We start from the raw sequence: 23,368 nt of genomic DNA, 5'->3' as shown, positions 1-23,368 counted from the left end.
TTGCGAAGCGAAAAGGGTTACCAGCGGAAGTGCGAGAATGCCTTGTTGGCCTCGGCCATACGATGCGTCTCTTCCCGCTTGCGAACGGCGTTTCCACGATTTTCCGCTGCCTCGAGAATCTCCGCTGCCAGGCGATTGCCCATGGACTTCTCATTCCGCTTGCGCGCGGAGTCGCGCAGCCAGCGCATAGCCAACGCCATTCGGCGATCGCTACGGATTTCGACCGGCACCTGGTAGGTGGCACCACCAACACGCCGGCTTTTGACTTCCACTACCGGACGCACGTTGTCCAAAGCCTTGCGGAAGATCTCCATGGCATCTGCCTTGCTCTTCTCGGCGACGATATCCAGGGCGCCATATACAATCTTTTCGGCGACACTCTTTTTGCCATCGCGCATGAGGACGTTGGCAAATTTGGCAAGGACTTCTTCCTTATACTTAGGATCCGGCAACACGATCCGCTTGGGCACTTCTCTACGTCTTGGCATCTCTCTACTCCTTGGAATCCGGAACCCTTACTTGGGCCGCTTGGCGCCGTACTTCGACCGTCGCTGCTTGCGATTCTTGACGCCAGCGGTGTCGAGGGTGCCGCGAATGATGTGGTAGCGAACACCCGGCAGATCCTTCACGCGTCCACCGCGGATCAGAACGACAGAGTGCTCCTGCAAGTTATGCCCCTCACCCGGTATATAGCTACTGACTTCGTAACCGTTCGTCAGACGCACACGCGCAACTTTCCGCAACGCAGAATTGGGCTTTTTCGGCGTGGTGGTGTACACGCGGGTACAGACACCCCGCTTCTGCGGATTAGCCTCTAGGGCGGGTACCTTGCTCTTGGCCACCGGAGCCTTGCGCGGCTTGCGGACCAACTGGTTCAGTGTGGGCATACCTTCTCCAAAAACGAAGGGCGGCTCGTCACCTGCCGCCAATGAGAGCGCGCATTTTATGGACGCGCGCCCGAACTGTCAAGAAAGATCAGGGCACTGCGAAGTCTCGTTCAGCTGGCAGCGACCGTTTCCGTCTCGCTCTCGCTGCCACCGTCGAACAGACTCTCGCCACGATTGCGGCGACGGCGGTGCTCGTGATAAGCAAGCCCAGTGCCCGCAGGCACCAGACGACCAACAATCACGTTCTCCTTCAGGCCACGCAGATCATCGACCCGACCAGAAACCGCGGCCTCGGTGAGAACGCGGGTGGTTTCCTGGAAGCTGGCCGCAGAGATGAAGGACTCCGTGGACAGACTCGCCTTGGTGATACCGAGCAGCATCGGCGTGAAACGCGCCGGCTCCTTGCCCGCTGCTTCGAGGGCGGAATTTTCTTCCTCTACCCGGGCCCGATCGACCTGATCGCCAGTAATGAAACTACTGTCACCGGCATGGCTGATCTCTACCTTACGCAGCATCTGTCGCAGGATGACTTCGATATGCTTATCGTTGATACGCACACCCTGGAGGCGATAGACATCCTGGACCTCGTCAACGATGTAATTGGCCAATGCCTGCACCCCCAGGACACGGAGAATGTCGTGCGGCACCGGCTGCCCTTCCACCAAAGGTTCCCCGGGGCTGACTCGCTCACCTTCGTAGACGGTGACGTGACGTCCCTTGGGAATGAGGTACTCGTGGGTATCGCCATTTTCGTCGGTGATCAGCAAGCGCTGCTTGCCCTTGGTATCCTTACCAAAACCGACAATACCGTGGTGCTCGGCAATAATGGCATAATCCTTGGGACGCCGGGCTTCGAAAAGCTCGGCCACACGCGGCAAACCACCAGTGATGTCACGGGTCTTACTGGTGCCTACTGGCAGACGCGCCAGGGTGTCGCCCGGCTGCACCTGCGTACCATCCTGGACGGCGATGATCGCACGCGGTGGCAGGTAGTAACGCGCAGGAAGATCCGTTCCCGGCAACTTGAGATCCTTGCCCTTGGCATCCTGTAGAAGGACCACGGGACGCAGATCGCGGCCGCTGGCCGGACGCTGTTTGGGATCGATCACTGCCTGGGTGCTCAGGCCGGTGATGTCGTCGGTCTGGGAGATGACGCTCTGGCCCTCGATGGCATCCTGCAGTGAGATCGTACCCGCGATCTCGCTGACAATGGGGCGCGTATGTGGATCCCACTCGGCAATCCGCTTGCCAGGCGTTACCGCCTCGCCATCCTGGACTAGGATGGTGGCACCATAAGGCACCTTATAGCGTTCCTTTTCCCGGCCTTGTTCGTCAGTGACGGCAATTTCGCCATTACGGCCGACGACCACGTGGCGCCCGCTGGGGTGCTCCACTGAGCGCAAGCTGCTGTGGTAGCGAATCAAGCCACCCTGCTTGATGTCGATGCTGCTCTGCGCCGCGGCACGACTTGCCGCGCCACCGATGTGGAAAGTCCGCATGGTCAGCTGAGTGCCGGGCTCACCAATGGACTGCGCCGCGATCACACCCACCGCTTCGCCTGCATTGACCAGGTGGCCGCGCGCCAGATCGCGTCCGTAGCAAAGGGCACAGACCCCATAACGCGATTTACAGGTCAGGGGAGACCGCACCTTGAGGGCATCCACACCCAGTTCGTCGAGCTGCCCAAGCAGCTGCTCGGTAAGCAAGGTATTCCGCGGAATGGCAACCTCACCGGTGTTCGGATGCAAAATATCCTCCGCCGTCACCCGCCCGAGCACGCGCTCGCGCAACGCTTCGACCACCTCACCGCCCTCCACCAGGGCCATCATCGGCAAACCTTCCTCGGTGCCGCAGTCATGCTCGACCACCACCAGATCCTGGGTCACGTCTACCAGACGACGAGTAAGATACCCGGAGTTGGCGGTTTTCAGGGCGGTGTCGGCGAGGCCTTTCCGCGCGCCGTGGGTGGAAATGAAGTACTGCAATACGTTCAGCCCTTCGCGGAAATTCGCGGTGATCGGCGTTTCGATGATCGAGCCATCCGGCTTGGCCATCAATCCGCGCATACCGGCCAGCTGGCGTAACTGCGCCGCCGATCCACGCGCGCCGGAGTCGGCCATCATGTAGATGGAGTTGAAGGAGACCTGCTCGGTTTCCTTGCCATCGGGCAGGGTGACCTTTTCCTTGCTCACCCGGTCCATCATCGCCTTGGCGACCTCTTCGGTGGCGCGCGACCAGATATCGACCACCTTGTTATAGCGCTCGCCTTCGGTAACCAGACCAGAGGTGTACTGATCCTGGATGGTCTTCACCTCATCCTCGGAGCGTGCCAGGATGACGTCCTTTTCTGGCGGCGTGACCATGTCGCCGGCGCCGAAGGAGATGCCAGCGCGGGTCGCCATGCGATAACCGGTGTACATGAGTTGATCGGCAAAGACGACCGTGTCCTTGACCCCAAGGGTGCGGTAACAGGTGTTGATCAGTTCGGCGATAGCCTTCTTTTTCAGCACCCGATCGATCACCGCGAACGGCAAGCCTTCGGGCAGGATGTCGCTGAGCAGGGCTCGGCCCACCGTGGTTTCGATGCGTTCGCCACGGAAACGCATGGTGATGCGCGCGTGCATACCGACCTCGCCGTTGTCGTAGGCGCGGCGCACCTCGGCACTATCGGCAAAGCGCATCCCCTGCCCCTTGGCGTCGAGACGTTCCTGGGTCATGTAGTACAGGCCCAGCACGATATCCTGGGATGGGACGATGATCGGATCGCCGTTGGCCGGGCTGAGGATGTTGTTGGTGGACATCATCAGCGTACGTGCTTCGAGCTGCGCTTCGAGAGAAAGCGGTACGTGCACGGCCATCTGGTCACCGTCAAAGTCGGCGTTATAGGCAGCACAGACCAACGGATGCAACTGGATGGCCTTGCCCTCAATCAGCACCGGCTCAAATGCCTGGATACCCAGACGGTGCAGAGTGGGCGCACGGTTGAGCATGACCGGATGTTCGCGGATCACCTCTTCGAGAATATCCCAGACCTCCGGCTTTTCGGCCTCCACCAGGCGCTTCGCCGCCTTGATCGTGGTCGCCAGTCCGCGCTCTTCCAGTTTGTTGAAGATATAGGGCTTGAACAGTTCCAGCGCCATCTTTTTCGGCAAGCCGCACTGATGCAGGCGTAACTCCGGGCCCACAACGATCACCGAACGACCGGAGTAGTCGACACGCTTACCGAGCAGGTTCTGCCGGAAACGGCCCTGCTTGCCCTTGATCATGTCGGCCAGGGACTTGAGCGGGCGCTTGTTCGGACCGGCAATGGCGCGTCCGCGACGACCATTGTCGAGCAACGCATCTACCGCTTCCTGCAACATGCGCTTTTCATTGCGTACGATGATGTCCGGAGCCTTCAGCTCGAGCAGGCGCTTGAGGCGGTTGTTACGATTGATCACCCGCCGGTAGAGATCGTTCAGGTCCGAGGTCGCAAAGCGGCCGCCGTCCAAGGGTACCAGCGGACGCAGATCCGGTGGCAGCACCGGCAGGACTTCGAGAATCATCCACTCGGGTCGGTTACCAGAGCTGACGAAGGACTCGAGGATCTTCAATCGCTTGGCCAGCTTCTTGGTCTTGGTGTCGGAGTTACTGGCGAGAAGCTCCTCGCGAATCTGCTCGATCTCGCTTTCCAGCGGGATACCCTTGAGCAGTTCCCGGATGCCTTCTGCGCCCATCATCGCGCGGAATTGATCACCATACGCTTCCAGGGCATCGAGATACTGATCCTCGCTGAGAATCTGTCCGCGCTGCAGGTCCGTGACCCCGAGATCGACATCGATAACCACATAGGCCTCGAAATACAGGACCCGCTCGATATCCCGCAAGGGCATATCCAGGATCATGCCCATGCGGCTGGGCAGAGACTTCAGGAACCAGATGTGCGCCACTGGGCTGGCCAGCTCGATGTGCCCCATGCGCTCGCGACGCACGCGCGCCTGCGTGACTTCCACACCGCACTTTTCGCAGACCACGCCACGGTGCTTGAGGCGTTTGTACTTACCGCAAAGACACTCGTAGTCCTTGATTGGACCAAAGATCTTGGCACAGAAAAGGCCTTCGCGCTCGGGTTTGAAGGTCCGATAGTTGATGGTCTCCGGCTTCTTGACTTCGCCGTAGGACCAAGAGCGGATCTTGTCCGGCGACGCAATGCCAATACGGATGGCATCGAATTCTTCCTGCCGATCGTTCTGCTTGAAAAGCTTGAGGAGGTTATTCAAGTGACTCTTCCTTATCCGAAGCCTGCGGATACCTTAGACCGATTGTTCCAGTTCGATGTCGATGGACAGCGACCGCAGTTCCTTCAACAACACGTTGAAGGACTCCGGCATTCCCGCGTCCATGCGGAAATCACCCTTGACGATGGATTCATACATTTTGCTGCGCCCGGAAACGTCATCGGATTTGACCGTGAGCATCTCTTGCAGGGTGTAGGCGGCGCCGTAGGCCTCCAGGGCCCAGACCTCCATTTCCCCGAAGCGCTGGCCGCCAAACTGCGCCTTACCGCCCAGGGGCTGCTGTGTGACCAGACTGTACGGCCCAGTAGAGCGGGCGTGCATCTTGTCATCGACCAGATGGTGCAGCTTGAGCATGTACAGGTAGCCCACGGTGACGGGACGGTCGAAGGCTTCGCCACTGCGGCCGTCGTAGAGGGTGACTTGGCCATTCCGCGGCAGGCCGGCGAGTTCGAGCATATCGCGAATGTCTTCTTCGCTCGCACCATCAAATACTGGTGTCGCCATGGGTACGCCATTGCGTAGGTTCTGAGCCAGTGCCAGCACCTCGTCATCGCTTAGGCTGCCGATGTCTTCTACCTTACCCGTGCGATTGTAGATTTCCGTCAGAAATCCGCGCAGCTCGGCCATCGCCCGCTGCTGATCAAGCATTTCCGCAATGCGTCGTCCCAGACCCTTGGCTGCCCAGCCCAGGTGGGTTTCGAGGATCTGCCCGACGTTCATACGCGAGGGCACGCCGAGGGGATTGAGGACGATATCGACAGACGTCCCATCAGCCAGGTAGGGCATGTCTTCCACCGGTACGATCTTGGAGACTACACCCTTGTTGCCGTGGCGACCGGCCATCTTGTCGCCGGGCTGCAACTGCCGCTTCACGGCCACGTGCACTTTGACCATCTTCAGCACACCCGGGCTCAGATCATCACCCTGGGTCAGCTTCCGCCGCTTCTCTTCCAGAACCGCATCCAGGCGTTCGCGCTGCTGCTCGAGCTGGGCGCGGATCTGCTCCAGCGCCTCGTTACTCTCCTCACTGCGCAGGCGAATATCGAACCAGCGGTCCCGCGCCAACTCCTTCAGATAGGTCTTGGTGATCTTTGCCCCGGCCGCAAGACCCGCAGGACCACCCTCGGCCACCTTGCCGAGCAACAGGCGTTCGATCCGCTGATAGGTATCCGCCTCGAAAATGCGGTACTCATCCTGCACGTCTTTGCGAATCTTCTTGAGCTGTTCCTCTTCGATCGCCTTGGCCCGCGCGTCTTTGTCGATGCCATCGCGGGTGAAGACCTGCACGTCGATGACGGTGCCATACATACCCGCCGGCATGCGCAGGGAATTGTCCTTCACGTCCGAGGCCTTCTCGCCAAAGATTGCGCGCAGGAGTTTCTCCTCGGGAGTCAGCTGCGTCTCCCCCTTGGGGGTGACCTTGCCGACGAGGATGTCGCCCGGGCCAAGCTCCGCGCCGATCACGACAATACCGGAGTCATCCAGATGGCGCAGGGCGCCTTCGGAGACGTTGGGAATGTCGCGGGTAATCTCTTCCGGCCCGAGTTTCGTGTCCCGGGCATAGACCGGGAACTCCTCGATATGGATGGTGGTATAGCGATCTTCCGCCACCACGCGCTCGGAAATGAGGATGGAGTCCTCGAAGTTGTAGCCGTTCCAGGGGGTAAAGGCGACCAGAATGTTCTGTCCCAGGGCCAATTCCCCCAGTTCCGTACTCGGGCCATCTGCCAGAACGTCTCCCCGCGCAACCTCATCGCCAACGCGTACGATCGGCTTCTGGTTGAGGGTGGTATTCTGGTTGGAGCGCGAATACTTCACCAGGTTATAGATATCTACTCCCGGTTCCCCAGGCTGCGTTTCGTCGTCATTGACGCGCACAACGATACGCGCACCGTCGACACTATCGACGACGCCACCACGACGAGCGGTAATGGCCGCACCAGAGTCGATGGCAACGACCCGCTCCATACCGGTACCCACCATCGGGGCATCGGAACGCACGGTAGGCACCGCCTGCCGCTGCATGTTCGAGCCCATGAGCGCGCGGTTGGCGTCGTCATGTTCCAGGAAGGGAATGAGGCTCGCCGCCACGGAAACGATCTGCCGCGGGGAGATATCCATGAGCTGTACCTGATCCGGCGCTACCAACAATGTCTCGCCCTTGTTTCGGCAGGAGACGAGCTCGTCCAGCAGGTGATTGTCCGGGCCCAGCGGCGAGTTCGCCTGGGCGATGACGTAGTCACCTTCGTCGATGGCGGAAAGGTAGATCACCTCATCCGTGGCCTGCCCGTCGATCACCTTGCGATAAGGGGTCTCCAGAAAACCGTAGGCGTTGGTGCGCGCAAAACAGGCGAGACTGTTGATGAGACCGATGTTGGGTCCTTCCGGCGTCTCGATCGGGCAAATGCGCCCATAGTGGGTAGGATGCACGTCGCGCACCTCGAAACCGGCACGCTCACGCGTCAAACCGCCCGGTCCCAGGGCCGAGACACGGCGCTTGTGAGTGACTTCGGAGAGCGGGTTGGTCTGATCCATGAACTGCGAAAGCTGGCTCGAGCCGAAAAATTCATTGACCACCGCCGCAATCGGTTTGGCATTGATCAGATCCTGCGGAGTCAGTCCCTCGCTCTCGGCTAGCGCAAGACGATCCTTGACCGCCCGCTCGACGCGTACCAGTCCGAGACGGAACTGATTTTCCATGAGTTCGCCGACAGAGCGTACCCGCCGGTTCCCCAGGTGGTCGATGTCATCGATCTCGCCGATACCATTGCGCAGATCCACCAAGACCTTCATCACCGCAATGATGTCCTCGTTGCTCAGCACCCCCGCGCCGGTAATTTCTTCCCGGCCGACACGGCGATTGAACTTCATCCGTCCCACCTGCGAGAGGTCGTAGCGCTCGGGGCTGAAGAACAATCCCTGGAACAGGGTCTGCGCAGAATCCTTGGACGGTGGTTCACCCGGGCGCATCAAACGATAGATCTCGATCTGCGCCTCATGGGCATCCCGCGCGGTATCGATGCGCAGGGTCTCAGAAATGTACGGACCGCGATCAACTTCGTTGATGTACAGGGTTTCGATATGCAATGGCGCAGTTTGGCGCAGCTTTTTCAACGCCTCGTCATCGATCAGATCGTTGGCCTGGAGCACGAGTTCGCCGGTGGCTTCATCCACCAGATCCCGGGCGAGGACCTTGCCTAGCAAAAACACTTCCGGCACTTCCACCTCGATCGCGTCACCGATCTCTTGGAGTTGCCGCACATGGCGGGCGGTAATGCGCTTACCCTTGGCGATGATGATCTCGCCGGTCTTGGGATGAGCAACATCGAAAACGGCAATGTCGCCCTGCACGCGGCTGGGCCGCAGTTGGTAGAAGATCTGCGCGCCTTCGATGCGGAACTCTTCGGTATCGAAGAACATCCCCAGGATATCTTGGGTACCATACCCAAGAGCCCGCAACAGCGTCGTTGCCGGCAGCTTCCGACGTCGGTCGATGCGTGCGTAGAGGTGATCCTTCGGATCAAACTCAAAATCGAGCCAGGAACCACGGTAAGGAATGATGCGCGCATTGAAGAGCAATTTCCCGGACGAGTGGGTCTTGCCGGCATCATGGGCAAAAAACACGCCCGGCGACCGATGCAACTGCGACACGATCACCCGCTCGGTGCCATTGATGATGAAAGAGCCATGCTCAGTCATCAACGGCAGCTCACCCATGTATACGTCCTGTTCCTTGACGTCCTTGATGCGCTTCGCTCCCGTGCTATCGTCCTTTTCATAGAGCGCCAGACGCAGGCGTACGCGCAGGCCGGCGCAATAGGTAGCGCCGCGTTGATGACACTCCATGACATCGAAGACCGGACGTTCGAGACGATAACTGACATAGTCCAGTCGCGCATTGCCAGAATAGCTCTCCATGGGGAAGAGCGAGCGGAATACCGCTTCGAGGCCCGTATCGCTGCGCGCCGCAGCGGGAGTTTCAGCCTGGAGAAACTCGCGATAAGAATCCATCTGGGTCGCCAACAGGTAAGGCACCGGAAGGATACTTTGGCTGTTACCAAAGTCTTTACGAATCCGTTTCTTTTCCGTAAAAGAGTAGGCCATGAGTGCTCCGCGCGATAGTCGCTAGATTACGAACCAAAAAGACGGCATGCCGCCAATAATGAGGGGCTGACGACCAAAGGTCGCCAGCCATGTGGGGCAGAGACAGGAAATCTTACTTGATCTCGGCCTCGGCACCCGCTTCCACCAACTGCTTCTTGATGTCTTCCGCTTCCGCCTTGGCAATACCTTCCTTTACCGGCTTCGGGGCTCCATCCACCAGGTCCTTGGCCTCTTTCAGACCCAGACCGGTAATGGCACGCACCACCTTGATGGTATTCACCTTGTTGGCACCAGCGTTGGTCAGGATGACGTCAAATTCCGTCTGCTCCTCCGCTGCAGCAGCCGCTTCGCCAGCGCCGCCCGCAGCGGCACCCGGGGCAGCCACGGCAACCGCAGCGGCGGATACGCCAAACTTCTCTTCCATGTCCTTGATCAGCTCGGAGAGCTCGAGGACGGTCATGCCAGCAATGGCATCCAGAATTTCTGCTTTTGATAAGGCCATGATCTTATTGCTCCTAAAAATGAATTACGCTGCTTGATCGCGCACAGCCGCGAGGGTGCGGACGAAACGCCCGGGAACCTCGTTGAGGGTACGCACAAAGGTAGAGATGGGTGCCTGCATGGTTCCCATGAGCTTGGCCAGCAATTCTTCCCGCGAGGGCATCTTGCTGAGCTGCTGGAGCGCCTTCGCATCCATCAACTTGGCTCCCAGGGCGCCACCGGTAATGACGAGCTTGTCGTTGCCTTTCGCAAAGTCTGTCAGGACCTTGGCCACGGCCACGGGGTCTTCGCTGGCCGCGAAAACCAGGGGACCGCTGAGCAACGGGTTCATCACCGCAAAGTCGGTGTCTGCCAATGCACGTTTGAGAAGGGTGTTCTTCACCACCTGCACATGCACTGACTGCTTGCGCGCCGCAACGCGAAGCGCCGTCATCTGAGCGACGCTCAGACCCCGGTACTCGGCTACCGCCATCGCTTGCACATTCGCCAACTTTGCTTGCAGGGCAGCAACTACTTGCTCTTTATCAGCGAGTTTGAGACTCACGGTTTGCTACCTCCAGTTGGACAGAGGCGGCCAGAAATTCCTGGCGCGCCGTCGCCTACGCAGGGTATGGGTTTGAGGCCGAGGCCCCCTGCGGTCTTTGAACGCCGGCTTGCGCCGACACATCCCGCCAAAATGGCAGAATTCCTCTCTACAGCCCGGCGGGATCCACGGCGACGCCGGGACCCATGGTCGGGTTGACACTGATCTTGCGAATATAAATACCTTTACTGGTGGCCGGCTTCGCCTTCTTCACGCTGTCGAGCAGAGCAAGGAAATTGGCATGCAGATCCTCTACCGAGAAAGACGCCTTGCCGATACTGCTGTGGACGATACCACCCTTATCAGCGCGGTAACGGACCTGACCGCCCTTGGCGTTTTGCACCGCCGTGCGAACGTCGGCGGTTACCGTGCCAACCTTCGGATTGGGCATCAAACCACGCGGGCCCAGCACCGGACCGAGGGCGCCCACCACGCGCATGGCATCCGGGGTGGCGATGACCACATCAAAATCCATCTGCCCCGCCTTTACCTGCTCGGCAAGATCTTCCATGCCCACCAGATCGGCTCCCGCCTCTTTGGCTTCGTTGGCCTTTTCCCCGGTGGCGAAGACCGCTACGCGCATCGTCTTGCCAGTACCCTTAGGGAGCACGACCGCGCCGCGGACCACCTGATCTGACTTGCGCGGATCAATGCCGAGACCAATGGCGACATCCACCGATTCCGGGAATTTGGCGGTGGCGGTCTGCTTTACCAGAGCCAGCGCTTCTTCGAGGTTATAGCGCTGGCTGCGGTCGATCAAGGCACGCGCCGCAATGATACGCTTCGATTTCTGTGCCATCGCTTATCCCTCCACCGTCAGACCCATACTGCGGGCCGTTCCACGAATACTGCGCTTGGCCGCTTCCAGATCCTCGGTATTCAGATCCGGTAACTTGGTCTTGGCAATTTCTTCTACCTGCGCTTCCGTCACCTTACCAACCTTATTGGTATTGGGACGCCCACTACCCGACTTGAGCCCGGCAGCCTTCAGCAGCAGCACCGGCGCTGGCGGCGTCTTGACGATGAAACTGAAGCTCTTGTCGGCAAACACCGTGATGACCACCGGCAGCGGCAGTCCCGGCTCGATGCCTTGGGTTTGCGCATTGAACGCCTTGCAAAACTCCATAATGTTCAAGCCGCGCTGACCCAGAGCCGGACCAATGGGTGGACTGGGGTTGGCCTGGGTGGCCTTCACCTGGAGCTTGATATAGCCCGTAATTTTCTTTGCCATGCTGACTCCTTGAGGTACAAGCGCCGTGCGGCTCCCTCAGATGATGAAATCAGATCTTTTCGACCTGACCGAAATCCAGCTCCACCGGAGTGGAGCGTCCAAAAATGGTTACCGAGACGCGCAGCTTGCTCTTCTCGAAATTCACCTCTTCGACCACGCCATTGAAGTCCTTGAAGGGACCTTCAATGACGCGAACCTGCTCACCTGGCTCAAAAGTGAACTTGGGACGCGGTTTCTCCACCCCTTCCTTGATACGCTCGAGAATCGCGTCGGCCTCTGCTTCGGAGAGGGGATGCGGTTTACCGACACTTCCGCCTACGAACCCGGTAACCCGCGGCGTGTTTTTGACCAGATGCCAGGTCAGATCGTTCATCTCCATCTGCACCAACACATATCCCGGGTAAAACATCCGCTGGGAGGTTGCCCGCTGGCCATTGCGCATCTCTACCACTTCTTCCACCGGGACCAGGATTTCACCAAACTGATCCGCCAAACCCTCGCGCCGAGCGCGCTCACGGATCTCTGCCTGCACCCGCTTTTCGAAACTGGAAAAGGCATGTACCACATACCAACGCATTGCCATGACTAGGCGCCTCCCAAGGCAAAACGCACGACCGCTAGCAAGGCCAGATCCACCAGCCACAAAAACAGGGCGATGACAATGATCAGCCCGAGAATGACTGCGGTGCTGCGCAGCAGTTCAGGGCGGCTGGGCCACACCACCTTCCGCAGCTCTACATAGGCCTCACGGAAGAACTGCAGCAGTGTAGACGCGCCCTCACTCCAGACAAAAAAGCCTAGCGCGACCAAGAGACCCACAATCAGGGCGATACTGGGTACGTACGTGCCGAAATGGAGCGGAATCAGAAAATAGGCGAGCACTCCCAAGGCAGCAAAAAATGCCGCAGCATAGAGTTTCACTTTTTCTGACATGAATGCCGCTTCCTAAAAAATGGCAGGGCAGGAGGGGCTCGAACCCCCAACCTGCGGTTTTGGAGACCGCTGCTCTACCAGTTGAGCTACTGCCCTGCAGAAACATAGGCGGCCATATCGGCCGCCATCAATGGAGTCTAGCAAAGTAGACCCCAACCCGCGAGTTACTCGACGATCTTCGAAACGACGCCGGCGCCGACGGTACGGCCGCCTTCGCGCACCGCAAAACGCAGACCGTCTTCCATCGCGATCGGGGCGATCAGCGTGACCTTGAACTGTACGTTGTCTCCCGGCATCACCATCTCCACGCCTTCCGGCAGATCAACCGCTCCCGTCACGTCCGTGGTACGGAAGTAAAACTGCGGTCGATAGCCATTGAAAAACGGCGTGTGGCGACCACCCTCTTCCTTCGACAAGACGTACACTTCGGCTTCAAACTTGGTGTGCGGCTTGATGGTACCCGGCTTCGCCAGGACCTGCCCACGCTCCACTTCGTCCTTCTTGGTGCCGCGCAGCAAGACGCCAACATTGTCTCCCGCCTGCCCCTGATCCAGAATCTTGCGGAACATCTCGACACCCGTCACCGTGGTCTTGGTCGTCGGACGAATACCCACAATCTCGACTTCCTCACCAACCTTGACCATGCCGCGCTCAATACGCCCCGTCACTACCGTACCACGACCGGAAATACTGAAAACGTCTTCAATCGGCATCAGGAAGGTCTTGTCCACCGGACGCTCGGGCATCGGAATGTAGCTGTCCATCGCGTCCGCCAACTTGAAAATCGCCGGCTCGCCAATGTCACTCTGATCCCCTTCCAGGGCCTTCAGCGCCGAGCCAATCACCACCGGAATGTCATCACCCGGGAACTCGTACTTGGACAGCAGCTCGCGCACTTCCATCTCGACCAGTTCCAGCAACTCGGCGTCATCTACCATGTCAGCCTTGTTCAGGAATACAACGATGTACGGCACGCCCACCTGACGCGCCAACAGGATGTGCTCGCGGGTCTGCGGCATCGGGCCATCGGCAGCCGAGCAGACGAGAATCGCGCCGTCCATCTGTGCAGCGCCGGTGATCATGTTCTTGACGTAGTCGGCGTGCCCAGGGCAGTCCACATGCGCGTAGTGACGGTTCGCCGTCTCATACTCCACATGCGAGGTCGCAATCGTGATGCCGCGCGCACGCTCTTCCGGCGCGTTGTCAATCTGATCATAGGCCCGAATCTCGCCACCAAACTTCGCCGACAATACCTTCGTCAGCGCCGCCGTCAGCGTGGTCTTGCCGTGATCCACGTGACCAATCGTTCCCACGTTTACGTGCGGCTTCGTCCGCTCAAACTTTCCCTTGGACATTCAGAAGACCCTCTCCAATCAAAACCAAAAGCGACGTAACAAAATGGAGCCCACAACCGGATTTGAACCGGTGACCTCTTCCTTACCAAGGAAGTGCTCTACCGACTGAGCTATGTGGGCCAAACTTGGAGCGGGTGATGGGAATCGAACCCACACCATCAGCTTGGAAGGCTGAGGTTCTACCATTGAACTACACCCGCACGACCGAACTCGGCAAATCTGGTGGAGGGGGGAGGATTCGAACCTCCGAAGGCAGAGCCGTCAGATTTACAGTCTGATCCCTTTGACCGCTCGGGAACCCCTCCAGCGGTAGCGGCGAATTATTACTTCGTCCCCCGCCACTGTCAAGACTTTTTCAGCGCTTTAACTGATCGGGCGGACACGCATTTTGACACCGATTGATGCCTTTCCAGACTGAGGCGAGGCACACGCGCCTTGACAGCGTTGTCGAATTACAACATTCTTCCGCTTGTTGTAAAAATACCGTCGCCTTGTCCGTGGCGCGGCTCTACATTTGGTATTGAGGAGGGTATTACAATGTCGAACAATCTGCGATTGACGCTGGCGCTTTCTGTCGCTGCGGTACTGAGCTCCAGCATGGCTCTGGCTAGCACCAGCCCTTACGAGGGGTATGCGGTAACTGCCCAGGGAGCACCGGTGGTCACTGCCAAAGGTCAGTGCGTGCGCGGCGGACGACCGGACGGCGACGGGCCCGCTCCCGCCTATTGCGTGCCTCCGGTAAAGGTCGCGGCCCCAGCTCCGGCGCCCGCACCTGCACCCGCCCCAGCACCTATCGCGCCCGTCGAGCAGACAGTGCTGGTCAGCAAACCGATCACCATCACCGGAATCAACTTCAAGTTCGATTCTTACAAACTCCTTGACCATGACATCAAGGTTCTCGATGAGGTGGCCGACTTTGCCAAAAATCATCCTGACGCGGTGCTCAACGTAAATGGATACTGCAGCAAGGTAGGTACGTACGCGTACAATCTGAAGCTGTCCAAGCAACGAGCCGACAGTGTGGCGCAGTACCTGGAGAACCATGGCGTCAGCCGGAGTCGCATGGTCCTCAAGGGCCATTCCTACGATGATCCAGTTGCCACCAACGCTACCGCTCAGGGACGTTTCCTCAACCAGCGTGTAGAAATCAACAGCACGATCAAGGTCGAAAAGACCGTAACCAAATAAGAGCAGACCGCTGCTTGGTTCTGGGCCCTGCGGGGCCCTTTTTCGTCCTATTCTCTGGTAAGCATGCTAGAATCCCGCCATGCGCCAATCTTATCTCCGTTCCCTTCGCATCTTCGAGATCACTCGCGTTCTGGTTCGCTACCGACTGGATGAGTTGCTCTATTATCTGCCGTTGCTAAAGCCGTATCAGGCCATCCTCAAGCTGAACCCCGGGCGCTGGATCATGCCCAAGCCGGAGGGGAGTTTTGGTGCCCGTCTGCGCCTCGCTCTCGAAGCCCTTGGCCCGACCTTCGTCAAACTCGGACAGATGCTATCCACGCGGCGGGACTTGTTGCCGGAAGAGATCACCCGCGAGCTCGCCAGACTACAGGACGCGGTACCTCCCTTTCCATCGGCTCAAGCACGGCAGATCATTGAGCATTCTCTAAGAAAACCGGTTGCAGAACTCTTCGCCGAGATAGAGAGCGAACCCGCTGCCGCGGCATCCATTGCTCAGGTCCATTTCGGTCGCCTGCATGATGGCCGCGAAGTGGCGATCAAAATCCGCCGACCAGGTCTAAGCCGCATCATTGAACAGGATCTGGGGATTCTCGCCTGGCTGGCCGAGCTTGCCGAACGCTATTCCCAGGAAGGCAGACGTTTACGAGTGTGCGCAGTGGTTGCGGAATATGCCAAGACCCTTCGGGGCGAGCTGGATTTTCTGCGCGAAGGAGCTAATGCGAGCCAGTTGCGCCGCAACTTCATCAACGAGCCAGATCTTCTCTACATTCCAGAGGTGTATTGGGACTACTGTAGTGAAGAGGTTTTAGTAATGGAGCGCATACGTGGCATTCAGATTGGGCAACGCGACGCGCTACGGGCCGCCGGTATCGATTTTGATCAGCTGTCGCGCCGTGCCGCCGAGATCTTTTTTCGCCAGGTATTCCGTGACTCCTTCTTCCACGCCGACATGCATCCTGGCAATATCTTCATCGATCCGAGCAATGGCCGTTTCATTGCCGTTGATTTCGGCATCATGGGGAGCCTGGACGAGGCCAGCCAGCATTATCTCGCCGAGAACATGGTCGCCTTTTTCGGCCGCGACTATCGGCGCGTGGCTGAAGCCCACATCGAGGCCGGCTGGGTACCGGCAGATACCAACGTCCAGGATTTCGAAACAGCGATCCGCGCCATCGCCGAGCCAGTGTTTGAAAAGCCTTTACACGAAATTTCCGTGGCCCAACTGCTTCTGCGCCTGTTCCAGACCACCCGCCGTTTCCAGATGCAGACCCAGCCGCAACTGCTACTCTTACAGAAGACGTTGGTGAATGTGGAGGGGATTGCGCGGGACTTCAACCCCACCCTGAATATCTGGGAGGTGGCAACACCACTATTGCGCGACTGGTTGAATCGGCAGCGCGGTCCGCGGGCATGGTGGACACAATTTCGCCGGCACGCGCCGCAGTGGGGCTTGGTGTTACCTGAACTACCGGAACTGGTGCACAACCTGCTGCAAAAGGCCCAGCGTGGCGAGCTGCAAGTGCCCGTGCAGAATGAGGAACTGGAGGCTATTCGGCGGGAGTTACGGCGCGGTCTGCAGCGCCTTGCCGTGGTGACCAGTTCGGTGATCGTGGTTATGGGATTGGCCCTCATTGCCGCGGTCGAAGGGGACCTGAGTACCCTGGTGCTGGATCTTCCTATCTGGCTATGGTTGCTCAGCCTACCTTTCGTCGGCTGGGCACTAACGCGCTGGTTTCAGGCGGTCTTTGTTCGATCACAAAACTAGGAGAGGCACATGTGGATTTTCTTTTCCCTGATCATTGCCGCCTTGGCAGTGATATTTGCGGTGCAGAACAATGCCCTCAGCGCTGTTCGCTTCTTTACTTGGGAGTTTCAACAGTCGATCGGAGTGATCGTCCTGATTGCCTTCGTTGCCGGGGCGCTGGCGAGCACCATTTTTTATCTGCCGACGCATCTGCGCAATCGCTGGCGGATTCGCAAGCACGTCCGGCAGATCGGCGAGCTGGAGACGAAGCTGTTGGGTGAGCAGAACCACAGGTTGACCCTGGAGCAGGAGCTGCATAAGACGTCCGGATCGGAGCAGCGGGAGTCAGAAGACTGCCCGCCGCAGAATCTCTGATCACTTACGGGGTAACGGGGGTCTTTTCGGCGACCTGCTGGAGGTTTTTCGCCTGCCACTTCTCCAACACCGCCAGGTTCGTCTTGGCTTGCGCTACGCCCAGCCCAGCTGCCTTTGTCCACCAATAGGCGGCCTTCTGGAAATCCTGTTTGACACCGAATCCCTGATAATAGAGGTTACCGAGATTGTACTGGGCCGAAGCCACATTCTGCTCTGCTGCACGCTGCCACCATTCGGCAGCCTGCGCATAGTTCTGCGCCACTCCCTGACCAAAATAATACTGCATTCCGAGATTGTACTGTGCCTTGCCATAGCCAATCTTGGCAGCTTTTTCGAACCACTGCGCCGCCAGCGCATAATTTTGTGGCACCCCCTGGCCAAGCGCGCAGTGGGTACCGATGTCATTTTCCAGCTTGGCGGTGGTGAGCAGGGCGGGGGACGTGCTTGCCGCATCCTCCAAAGTGGCTTGTTCGGCCTGGCCAGCCCATGCCGACGCGGAGAGGATGGTGCTGGAAACCAGTACAGCAGAGATAGCTATGGACTGTGAAATCTTCATGGTACCCTCAAAAGAAAACTCCTGGAGTCAGAAGGTTACATCAGAAAGCTCATGCATGGCTATAGCTACATGACGCTACTTTTCGGCGCTGTGGGGACTGAGTTCCACGGCCCGCCAGCGGCGGGCAAGCTGGTCCAGAACGCCATTGATGAAGCGGTGCCCCTGGTCGGCGCCAAAGGCCTTATCAAGCTCGATGGCCTCATTGATGACCACCCGATAGGGGGTGTCCGGTGCAGAGTGTAATTCAAAGGCGGCGAGGCGCAGGATGGCACGCTCGATCTCGTTGACCTCATCTTCCCAGCGACGATCGCTGATGGCTTCGATGATCGCCGGGTCGAGGGCGTCTACCTGGCCGCAGAGTGCCGCCCAGATCCGATCGAAGAAGGCTATATCCGCCGCTTGCAGGCGCTCCGGATCGGCATGGAACTGTTCCGCCAGCTCCTGACAGGAGCTGGGATTGAGCTGCCATTGGTACAATGCCTGCACCAACGCCATTCGCGCCAGACGGCGCCGGCTGGGGCTACGGGGCTCGTTCACAGGTTTTTCAGCAACTGAACCATTTCCATTGCCGTGAGAGCGGCATCAAAGCCCTTGTTACCGGCCTTAGTGCCCGCTCGCTCAATGGCCTGTTCGATGCTATCCGTGGTGAGGATGCCGAAAATTACCGGTACGCCCGTCTCGAGGCCAACCTGGGCGATGCCCTTGGCCGCCTCGCCTGCGACATAGTCGAAATGGGGTGTACCACCGCGAATCACCGCCCCCAAACAAAGGACGGCGGCATATTTGCCGGAGCGCGCGAGCTTTTGCGCCAATAACGGGATCTCATAGGCTCCAGGGCTGTAGATGACCTGAATCTGTTCGTCGCTGGCGCCATGGCGTTTGAGACCGTCAATGGCACCCTGCTCCAACTGCTGCGTGATAAAACTGTTGAAGCGGGCAACCAGCAGCGCGTAGCGCTCGCCAGCGCCGACCTGCAACGTACCTTCGATGCGCTCGATCATGGGTGTTTTCCTGTTTCGAGAAAGGGAAGTTGGCCGACGATTTCGAGGCCGAAACCGCCAATGCCGCGATACTGAAACTGACTGTCACTGAGGACCAGGGCCTGATGGACGCCAAGATCGGTGAGGATCTGCGCGCCAATACCGAAGGTGCGGAGAATTTTTCCCGAGTCTCCTGCCTGTCCAGGCCCCTGCGGCCGTGCCGGCAATTCGGCAATCTGGGCAAGGAGGGTCGCGATGTCGTCGGTATGTTGCAGATATACCAGAACACCGGTCTCTTCCTGCGCCAGACGCGCCAGCGCGTGGGCCACGGGGCCTTGATCCCCGAGAAAGAGATCCGTGAGGGTCTTTCCCACCTGCACCCGCACCAAGACCGGCTTGTCGCTCTCTTCCGGCTGCCCCTTTACCAGAGCAAAGTGGGTCTCACCAGCGATCCAGTCGCGATACAGATGCAGAGTGAACGTGCCCCAGGAGCTCTGCCAGGGCCCACTACCCTCGCGCCGGACAATGCGCTCGCGCTCCAGGCGATAGCGGATCAGATCGGCAATGGTCCCAAGCTTCAGACCATGGCGCGCGGCGTAGGGCAGCAGGTCCGGTAAGCGCGCCATCTCCCCATTTTCGTTGAGAATCTCGCAGATCACGCCCGCCGGCTTGCAACCCGCCAAACGGGCGAGGTCAACAGCGGCCTCGGTGTGGCCAGCACGCACCAATACGCCGCCGGGCTGCGCCGCCAAGGGAAAGATATGCCCCGGCATGACGAGATCCTGGGGACCAGCGCCATCGGCAATGGCTGCCTGAATCGTCGTGGCACGATCGGCAGCGGAGATTCCAGTACTGACCCCACGCGCCGCCTCAATCGAGACCGTGAAGGCAGTGCCCAGCTGCGCAGTGTTGTGCCGCACCATCTGCGGGAGCTGCAGTTGTTCACAACGCTCCTGGGTCAGGGGCAGACACACCAGACCGCGGGCCTCCCGCACCATAAAGTTGATGGCCTCGGGGGTGGCATGCTCTGCCGCCAGGATCAGATCGCCTTCGTTTTCGCGGTCCTCGTCATCCATGAGGATGACCATTTTCCCAGCCCGAATATCGGCGAGAATCTCTTCCGTAGGGCTGATATGCGTGTCCGTCATCAAATGAATCCTTTCGCGGCCAGACTTGCGGCGTCGAGCCGGGATTCTACCGCGCTTTTCCCGGTCTCGGCCATGAGGCGCTCCAGATAGCGAGCGAGAAGATCGACCTCCAGATTGAGTCGTTGCCCCGGTTTCCAGAACTGGGCAGTAGTCTGCGCCAGACTGTGTGGAATAAGATTGAGTGCAAAACCATCAGGATACAGGGAATTGACGGTAAGACTGACGCCATCCACGCAGATGCTTCCTTTAGCCGCGATGTAGCGCCGCAAATCCTCGGGTACCTGCACCCGATAGACCTGGGAGCGGCCGGAGGCCTGCGCGCTGAGCAAAGTGCCAACTCCATCGACATGGCCAGCCACCAAATGCCCACCCAAACGGTCGGCAAGACGCAATGCCTTTTCCAGATTGACCTGCGCACCTAGGGCCAAAGCGCCGAGGGTGCTGCGTTCCAGGGTTTCCCGCGAGACATCGACGGCAAAACGTCCAGGCTCCAAGGCGACTGCCGTCAGACAGACGCCGGACACCGCAATGCTATCTCCCAACTGCACGTCGCTCAGATCGAGATCGCCAGCGGCAACCCAGAAGCGTTGATCACCGCCGAGGTGCTGGCGTTGCTGCAGAGTTCCCAAGGCCTGGACGATTCCGGTAAACATCAAGCCTCCTGCTGACAGAGATAGCGAAGTTTTACGTCTTGTCCCAACACCTGGCTTTCCCGAAGGCGCCAGCGCGGAATCTGCCCAAGCTCCGTGAAGGGCCCGGGCTCGGCAAAGGCGCGGGCGTCCCGCCCCAGCAAGAGGGGAGCAAAGTAGAGTAGATATTCATCGACCATTCCAGCATCGAGAAGACTGCTGGACAGCCGTCCACCCGCCTCGACCATAAGTTCGTTGACTTCTTCGGCTGCCAAAAACTGCATGAGCGCAGTAAAATCGACCCCGACTCCTGAACTTGCCGGCGGCAAAGCGACGAGGCGGGCACCAGCAGCGACCAGAGCCGGACCAGAGGCACCATCGGCATCATCTCGATGCACAATCCACGTCCTACCCGGGCTACGCAAGAGAGCGGCCGTGGGCGGGGTACGCAGGTGTCCATCGAGGACGATCTTGACCGGGTAGCGCAGGGGCGCGGATTCCAGGCGTGGGGCCAGCCGCGGATCGTCGGCCAGGACCGTACCTACGCCAACCAGGATGGCACTCGCCTGCGCCCGCTCCTGCTGCACGTCCTCCCGCGCAAGCACCCCGGTCAGCCATTGGCTCTGATCATTCGCGAGGGCAATCTTGCCGTCCAGGCTGCTGGCCTGCTTGATGCGAATCCAGGGACGACCCGTGCGCATGCGCTGGATGAAACCACGATTCAGCCACGCGGCTTCCTCTTCCAGGCAGGGCAGATCGACTTCAATGCCGGCAGCACGCAGGCGGGCAATGCCCTGACCCGCCACCAGGGGATTGGGGTCTGCCATCGCCACCACCACGCGACGTACCCCGGCGGCAATCAGGGCATCACTGCAGGGCGGTGTGCGGCCGTGATGAGAGCAGGGTTCGAGAGTAACATAGAGCGTTGCGCCGCGCGCCGACTCCCCCGCCTCGCGTAGGGCAAGGACTTCCGCATGTGGCCCACCGGCCTGCAGATGCGCTCCGCGCCCCAGCTCCCTGCCATCGCGCAGCAGAATCGCACCGACTCGTGGATTCGGGTGGGTGCTGTAGCGGCCCTCCTGCGCCAACGCCAGGGCCTCACGCATATACTGAATGTCGTTTTCGTCAATCGCCATCGTTGCTGGACTCAGCGTCATTTCCGGGATCGAGCAGGGCCTGAATCTCGCTGCTGAAAGCATGCAAATCATCAAAACGGCGGTATACCGAGGCAAAACGCACATAGGCAACCGGATCGAGCTCACGCAACGCGCTCATCACCAGATCGCCAATGCGACGGGCCGAAATCTCTCGTTCCGGATGGCTGCGAATCTGTTTCTCGATCTTACGCAGCGCAAGATCCAATTCCGCAGTAGAGACTGGGCGTTTACTCAGTGCACGCCGCAAACCGGCAAGGAGTTTCTCCTGCCGATAGGGCTCCCTGCGGCCGTCTGCCTTGACCACCATGGGAAAGGCCAGGTCGGCACGCTCATAGGTGGTGAAGCGCTGGCCGCAAACCGGACACTCCCGACGTCGCCGCACCGCTTCGCCATCATCGACAATGCGGGAATCGACGACACGGGTGTCGTCATGCGCACAAAAGGGGCAATGCACCGTCAGCCATAGACCGGGAATTTCCGGCAGAGATCCAGAATGCGAGTCTGCGCACTCCGCAGTACGGCCGAATCTTCATGGGCATCGAGGACGTCGGCAATAGCGATCCCGAGAATCTCCATTTCGCCCTCGGCAAAACCGCGGGTGGTCGCCGCCGGGGTACCGATACGAATGCCGCTAGTCACCGCCGGCGGACGGGCATCGAAAGGCACCGCATTTTTATTGACCGTGATATTGGCATGCCCCAAGGCCTCTTCCGCCTCTTTCCCGGTCACCGTCTCGCCCAGATCGAGGAGAAAGAGGTGATTATCGGTACCGCCAGAAACCGCCTGATAGCCCCGGCCCGCCAGGACGGCGGCGAGCTTCTGCGCATTGCGGATGACCTGGGTCTGATAGGTCTTGAATTCCGGCTGCAAGGCCTCCTGAAAGGCAACCGCCTTGCCGGCGATGACGTGCATCAGCGGGCCACCCTGAATGCCCGGGAAAATCAGGGAATTGACCTTTTTGGCGTACTCTTCACGGCAGAGGATCAGCCCCCCACGCGGTCCACGCAGGGTCTTATGCGTCGTCGTGGTGACGAAATCGGCATGCGGCACTGGGCTTGGATGCAACCCCGCGGCCACCAGGCCGGCAATGTGCGCCATGTCGACCAGAAGGTAGGCGCCAATACTGCGGGCAATCTCGCCGATCCGCGCAAAGTCGATGATGCGTGAGTAGGCGCTGGCCCCCGCAACGATCATTTTCGGGCGTTCCTGCTCGGCTTGTGCCGCCATGGCGTCGTAATCGATGCGTCCATCCTCACGGCGCACGCCATAGGCAACCACGTCGAAGACCTTTCCCGACAGATTCACCTTGGCGCCGTGGGTGAGATGACCGCCGTGGGCAAGGCTCATGCCCATGATCTTGTCACCCGGCTTGAGCACCGAAAAATACACGGCCTGATTGGCCTGCGAGCCGGAGTGCGGCTGCACATTGGCATGTTCGGCGCCAAACAGCTGCCTGGCCCGATCGATGGCCAGCTGCTCCACCACGTCGACATACTCACAGCCGCCATAGTACCGCTTGCCGGGATAGCCCTCGGCATACTTGTTGGTGAGCACCGAGCCTTGCGCCGCCATCACCATCGGACTCGTATAGTTTTCCGAGGCAATCAATTCGACATGATCTTCCTGCCGCACGCGCTCGTGCTCCATGGCCGCTGCCAGAGCGGGGTCAAAATCGGCGACTGTTTGGGAAGAAAACATGGGGGGCTCCTGCGTCTATCAA

22 protein-coding genes and 4 tRNA genes are annotated in these 23,368 nt (G+C 59.4%); 3 read left to right on the top strand and 23 right to left on the bottom strand.

Features of this window, described 5'->3' with window-relative positions; all coding sequences use genetic code 11:
- Nucleotides 1–17: 17 nt before the first annotated feature.
- The 15 genes from rpsG to ACQAYK_RS01490 all read right to left on the bottom strand — a co-directional run bounded on the left by rpsG (nt 18) and on the right by ACQAYK_RS01490 (nt 14,176).
- Entirely contained in the window at nt 18–488 is a 471-nt protein-coding gene (gene rpsG, locus ACQAYK_RS01560; protein ID WP_215871764.1) for a 30S ribosomal protein S7, read from the bottom strand.
- A gap of 27 nt (nt 489–515) precedes the next feature.
- Nucleotides 516–887: a 30S ribosomal protein S12 gene (rpsL, locus tag ACQAYK_RS01555; RefSeq protein ID WP_215871765.1), complete on the bottom strand. Its 372-nt coding sequence runs from the start codon at nt 885–887 to the stop codon at nt 516–518.
- 110 nt (nt 888–997) lie between these two features.
- A complete protein-coding gene (gene rpoC / locus ACQAYK_RS01550; RefSeq protein ID WP_215871766.1) occupies nt 998–5,146 on the bottom strand; it encodes a DNA-directed RNA polymerase subunit beta' in 4,149 nt (1,382 codons plus the stop codon).
- 33 nt (nt 5,147–5,179) lie between these two features.
- Nucleotides 5,180–9,268: a DNA-directed RNA polymerase subunit beta gene (gene rpoB / locus ACQAYK_RS01545; RefSeq protein WP_215871767.1), complete on the bottom strand. Its 4,089-nt coding sequence runs from the start codon at nt 9,266–9,268 to the stop codon at nt 5,180–5,182.
- A gap of 112 nt (nt 9,269–9,380) precedes the next feature.
- Nucleotides 9,381–9,770, bottom strand: a complete 390-nt coding sequence (rplL, locus tag ACQAYK_RS01540; protein WP_215871768.1) for a 50S ribosomal protein L7/L12 — start codon at nt 9,768–9,770, stop codon at nt 9,381–9,383.
- 24 nt (nt 9,771–9,794) lie between these two features.
- Nucleotides 9,795–10,313 (bottom strand): 50S ribosomal protein L10, encoded by a 519-nt coding sequence (gene rplJ, locus ACQAYK_RS01535; protein WP_215871769.1) that lies wholly within the window; start codon nt 10,311–10,313, stop codon nt 9,795–9,797.
- 148 nt (nt 10,314–10,461) lie between these two features.
- Nucleotides 10,462–11,151 (bottom strand): 50S ribosomal protein L1, encoded by a 690-nt coding sequence (rplA, locus tag ACQAYK_RS01530; RefSeq protein WP_215871770.1) that lies wholly within the window; start codon nt 11,149–11,151, stop codon nt 10,462–10,464.
- A 3-nt stretch (nt 11,152–11,154) separates the two neighbouring features.
- Nucleotides 11,155–11,583: a 50S ribosomal protein L11 gene (rplK, locus tag ACQAYK_RS01525; protein ID WP_215871771.1), complete on the bottom strand. Its 429-nt coding sequence runs from the start codon at nt 11,581–11,583 to the stop codon at nt 11,155–11,157.
- 49 nt (nt 11,584–11,632) lie between these two features.
- Nucleotides 11,633–12,166 carry a transcription termination/antitermination protein NusG gene (gene nusG / locus ACQAYK_RS01520; RefSeq protein WP_215871772.1) on the bottom strand — a complete coding sequence of 178 codons (534 nt, stop codon included), beginning with the start codon at nt 12,164–12,166 and terminating at the stop codon, nt 11,633–11,635.
- A gap of 2 nt (nt 12,167–12,168) precedes the next feature.
- Nucleotides 12,169–12,516, bottom strand: coding sequence for a preprotein translocase subunit SecE (gene secE / locus ACQAYK_RS01515; RefSeq protein WP_215871773.1), 348 nt, complete (start codon nt 12,514–12,516; stop codon nt 12,169–12,171).
- Nucleotides 12,517–12,536: 20 nt separating this feature from the next.
- Nucleotides 12,537–12,612, bottom strand: a tRNA-Trp gene (locus tag ACQAYK_RS01510).
- Nucleotides 12,613–12,680: 68 nt separating this feature from the next.
- The gene (gene tuf, locus ACQAYK_RS01505) at nt 12,681–13,871 is read right to left on the bottom strand and encodes an elongation factor Tu (RefSeq protein WP_255790039.1); all 1,191 of its coding nucleotides are present in this window, start codon (nt 13,869–13,871) and stop codon (nt 12,681–12,683) included.
- A gap of 44 nt (nt 13,872–13,915) precedes the next feature.
- Nucleotides 13,916–13,991: transfer RNA gene (locus ACQAYK_RS01500), tRNA-Thr, on the bottom strand.
- Between the two features lie 6 nt (nt 13,992–13,997).
- Nucleotides 13,998–14,071, bottom strand: a tRNA-Gly gene (locus tag ACQAYK_RS01495).
- A 20-nt stretch (nt 14,072–14,091) separates the two neighbouring features.
- Nucleotides 14,092–14,176: transfer RNA gene (locus tag ACQAYK_RS01490), tRNA-Tyr, on the bottom strand.
- A 292-nt stretch (nt 14,177–14,468) separates the two neighbouring features.
- Between ACQAYK_RS01490 and ACQAYK_RS01485 the strand changes: the two genes are divergently transcribed.
- From ACQAYK_RS01485 to ACQAYK_RS01475, 3 genes are all read left to right on the top strand, one after another.
- The gene (locus ACQAYK_RS01485; RefSeq protein WP_215871285.1) at nt 14,469–15,059 is read left to right on the top strand and encodes an OmpA family protein; all 591 of its coding nucleotides are present in this window, start codon (nt 14,469–14,471) and stop codon (nt 15,057–15,059) included.
- A 79-nt stretch (nt 15,060–15,138) separates the two neighbouring features.
- A complete protein-coding gene (gene ubiB / locus ACQAYK_RS01480; protein WP_215871280.1) occupies nt 15,139–16,824 on the top strand; it encodes a ubiquinone biosynthesis regulatory protein kinase UbiB in 1,686 nt (561 codons plus the stop codon).
- 9 nt (nt 16,825–16,833) lie between these two features.
- On the top strand, nt 16,834–17,178 hold the full coding sequence (locus tag ACQAYK_RS01475; protein ID WP_215871279.1) for a LapA family protein: 345 nt from the start codon (nt 16,834–16,836) through the stop codon (nt 17,176–17,178).
- A 4-nt stretch (nt 17,179–17,182) separates the two neighbouring features.
- Here ACQAYK_RS01475 and ACQAYK_RS01470 read toward each other — a convergent pair whose 3' ends face one another.
- From ACQAYK_RS01470 to glyA, 8 genes are all read right to left on the bottom strand, one after another.
- Nucleotides 17,183–17,734 carry a tetratricopeptide repeat protein gene (locus ACQAYK_RS01470; RefSeq protein ID WP_215871278.1) on the bottom strand — a complete coding sequence of 184 codons (552 nt, stop codon included), beginning with the start codon at nt 17,732–17,734 and terminating at the stop codon, nt 17,183–17,185.
- Between the two features lie 75 nt (nt 17,735–17,809).
- Nucleotides 17,810–18,271, bottom strand: coding sequence for a transcription antitermination factor NusB (gene nusB, locus ACQAYK_RS01465; protein WP_255790038.1), 462 nt, complete (start codon nt 18,269–18,271; stop codon nt 17,810–17,812).
- The gene (gene ribH / locus ACQAYK_RS01460; protein ID WP_215871277.1) at nt 18,268–18,735 is read right to left on the bottom strand and encodes a 6,7-dimethyl-8-ribityllumazine synthase; all 468 of its coding nucleotides are present in this window, start codon (nt 18,733–18,735) and stop codon (nt 18,268–18,270) included. The genes nusB and ribH overlap by 4 nt, the downstream gene beginning before the upstream one ends.
- Nucleotides 18,732–19,862: a 3,4-dihydroxy-2-butanone-4-phosphate synthase gene (ribB, locus tag ACQAYK_RS01455; protein WP_483167769.1), complete on the bottom strand. Its 1,131-nt coding sequence runs from the start codon at nt 19,860–19,862 to the stop codon at nt 18,732–18,734. The genes ribH and ribB overlap by 4 nt, the downstream gene beginning before the upstream one ends.
- Complete coding sequence (locus tag ACQAYK_RS01450; protein ID WP_215871275.1) at nt 19,862–20,515, bottom strand: riboflavin synthase; 654 nt, start codon at nt 20,513–20,515, stop codon at nt 19,862–19,864. The genes ribB and ACQAYK_RS01450 overlap by 1 nt, the downstream gene beginning before the upstream one ends.
- Complete coding sequence (ribD, locus tag ACQAYK_RS01445; RefSeq protein WP_226827086.1) at nt 20,515–21,627, bottom strand: bifunctional diaminohydroxyphosphoribosylaminopyrimidine deaminase/5-amino-6-(5-phosphoribosylamino)uracil reductase RibD; 1,113 nt, start codon at nt 21,625–21,627, stop codon at nt 20,515–20,517. The genes ACQAYK_RS01450 and ribD overlap by 1 nt, the downstream gene beginning before the upstream one ends.
- Nucleotides 21,617–22,102, bottom strand: a complete 486-nt coding sequence (gene nrdR / locus ACQAYK_RS01440) for a transcriptional regulator NrdR (RefSeq protein ID WP_215871274.1) — start codon at nt 22,100–22,102, stop codon at nt 21,617–21,619. The genes ribD and nrdR overlap by 11 nt, the downstream gene beginning before the upstream one ends.
- A 2-nt stretch (nt 22,103–22,104) precedes the next feature.
- On the bottom strand, nt 22,105–23,346 hold the full coding sequence (gene glyA / locus ACQAYK_RS01435; protein ID WP_215871273.1) for a serine hydroxymethyltransferase: 1,242 nt from the start codon (nt 23,344–23,346) through the stop codon (nt 22,105–22,107).
- Nucleotides 23,347–23,368: the final 22 nt, after the last annotated feature.

The sequence above is a fragment of the Acidithiobacillus sp. AC3 genome (assembly GCF_050261095.1).
GTDB lineage: Bacteria > Pseudomonadota > Gammaproteobacteria > Acidithiobacillales > Acidithiobacillaceae > Igneacidithiobacillus > Igneacidithiobacillus copahuensis.
Note: the sequence above shows the minus strand (reverse complement) of the source record. Positions and strands in the feature narration are given on the sequence as shown.

What these genes read in the sequence shown, in the direction of transcription:
- tuf (WP_255790039.1), bottom strand. Translation starts at nt 13,871, where the DNA reads ATGTCCAAGGGAAAGTTTGAGCGGACGAAGCCGCACGTAAACGTGGGA.
- rpsL (WP_215871765.1), bottom strand. Translation starts at nt 887, where the DNA reads ATGCCCACACTGAACCAGTTGGTCCGCAAGCCGCGCAAGGCTCCGGTG.
- ribD (WP_226827086.1), bottom strand. Translation starts at nt 21,627, where the DNA reads ATGGCGATTGACGAAAACGACATTCAGTATATGCGTGAGGCCCTGGCG.
- ACQAYK_RS01475 (WP_215871279.1), top strand. Translation starts at nt 16,834, where the DNA reads ATGTGGATTTTCTTTTCCCTGATCATTGCCGCCTTGGCAGTGATATTT.
- ACQAYK_RS01485 (WP_215871285.1), top strand. Translation starts at nt 14,469, where the DNA reads ATGGCTCTGGCTAGCACCAGCCCTTACGAGGGGTATGCGGTAACTGCC.
- ubiB (WP_215871280.1), top strand. Translation starts at nt 15,139, where the DNA reads ATGCGCCAATCTTATCTCCGTTCCCTTCGCATCTTCGAGATCACTCGC.
- ACQAYK_RS01470 (WP_215871278.1), bottom strand. Translation starts at nt 17,734, where the DNA reads ATGAAGATTTCACAGTCCATAGCTATCTCTGCTGTACTGGTTTCCAGC.
- ribB (WP_483167769.1), bottom strand. Translation starts at nt 19,862, where the DNA reads ATGACGGACACGCATATCAGCCCTACGGAAGAGATTCTCGCCGATATT.
- nusG (WP_215871772.1), bottom strand. Translation starts at nt 12,166, where the DNA reads ATGGCAATGCGTTGGTATGTGGTACATGCCTTTTCCAGTTTCGAAAAG.
- rplK (WP_215871771.1), bottom strand. Translation starts at nt 11,583, where the DNA reads ATGGCAAAGAAAATTACGGGCTATATCAAGCTCCAGGTGAAGGCCACC.
- ribH (WP_215871277.1), bottom strand. Translation starts at nt 18,735, where the DNA reads ATGATCGAGCGCATCGAAGGTACGTTGCAGGTCGGCGCTGGCGAGCGC.
- glyA (WP_215871273.1), bottom strand. Translation starts at nt 23,346, where the DNA reads ATGTTTTCTTCCCAAACAGTCGCCGATTTTGACCCCGCTCTGGCAGCG.
- ACQAYK_RS01450 (WP_215871275.1), bottom strand. Translation starts at nt 20,515, where the DNA reads ATGTTTACCGGAATCGTCCAGGCCTTGGGAACTCTGCAGCAACGCCAG.
- rplA (WP_215871770.1), bottom strand. Translation starts at nt 11,151, where the DNA reads ATGGCACAGAAATCGAAGCGTATCATTGCGGCGCGTGCCTTGATCGAC.
- rpoB (WP_215871767.1), bottom strand. Translation starts at nt 9,268, where the DNA reads ATGGCCTACTCTTTTACGGAAAAGAAACGGATTCGTAAAGACTTTGGT.
- secE (WP_215871773.1), bottom strand. Translation starts at nt 12,516, where the DNA reads ATGTCAGAAAAAGTGAAACTCTATGCTGCGGCATTTTTTGCTGCCTTG.
- rplL (WP_215871768.1), bottom strand. Translation starts at nt 9,770, where the DNA reads ATGGCCTTATCAAAAGCAGAAATTCTGGATGCCATTGCTGGCATGACC.
- rpsG (WP_215871764.1), bottom strand. Translation starts at nt 488, where the DNA reads ATGCCAAGACGTAGAGAAGTGCCCAAGCGGATCGTGTTGCCGGATCCT.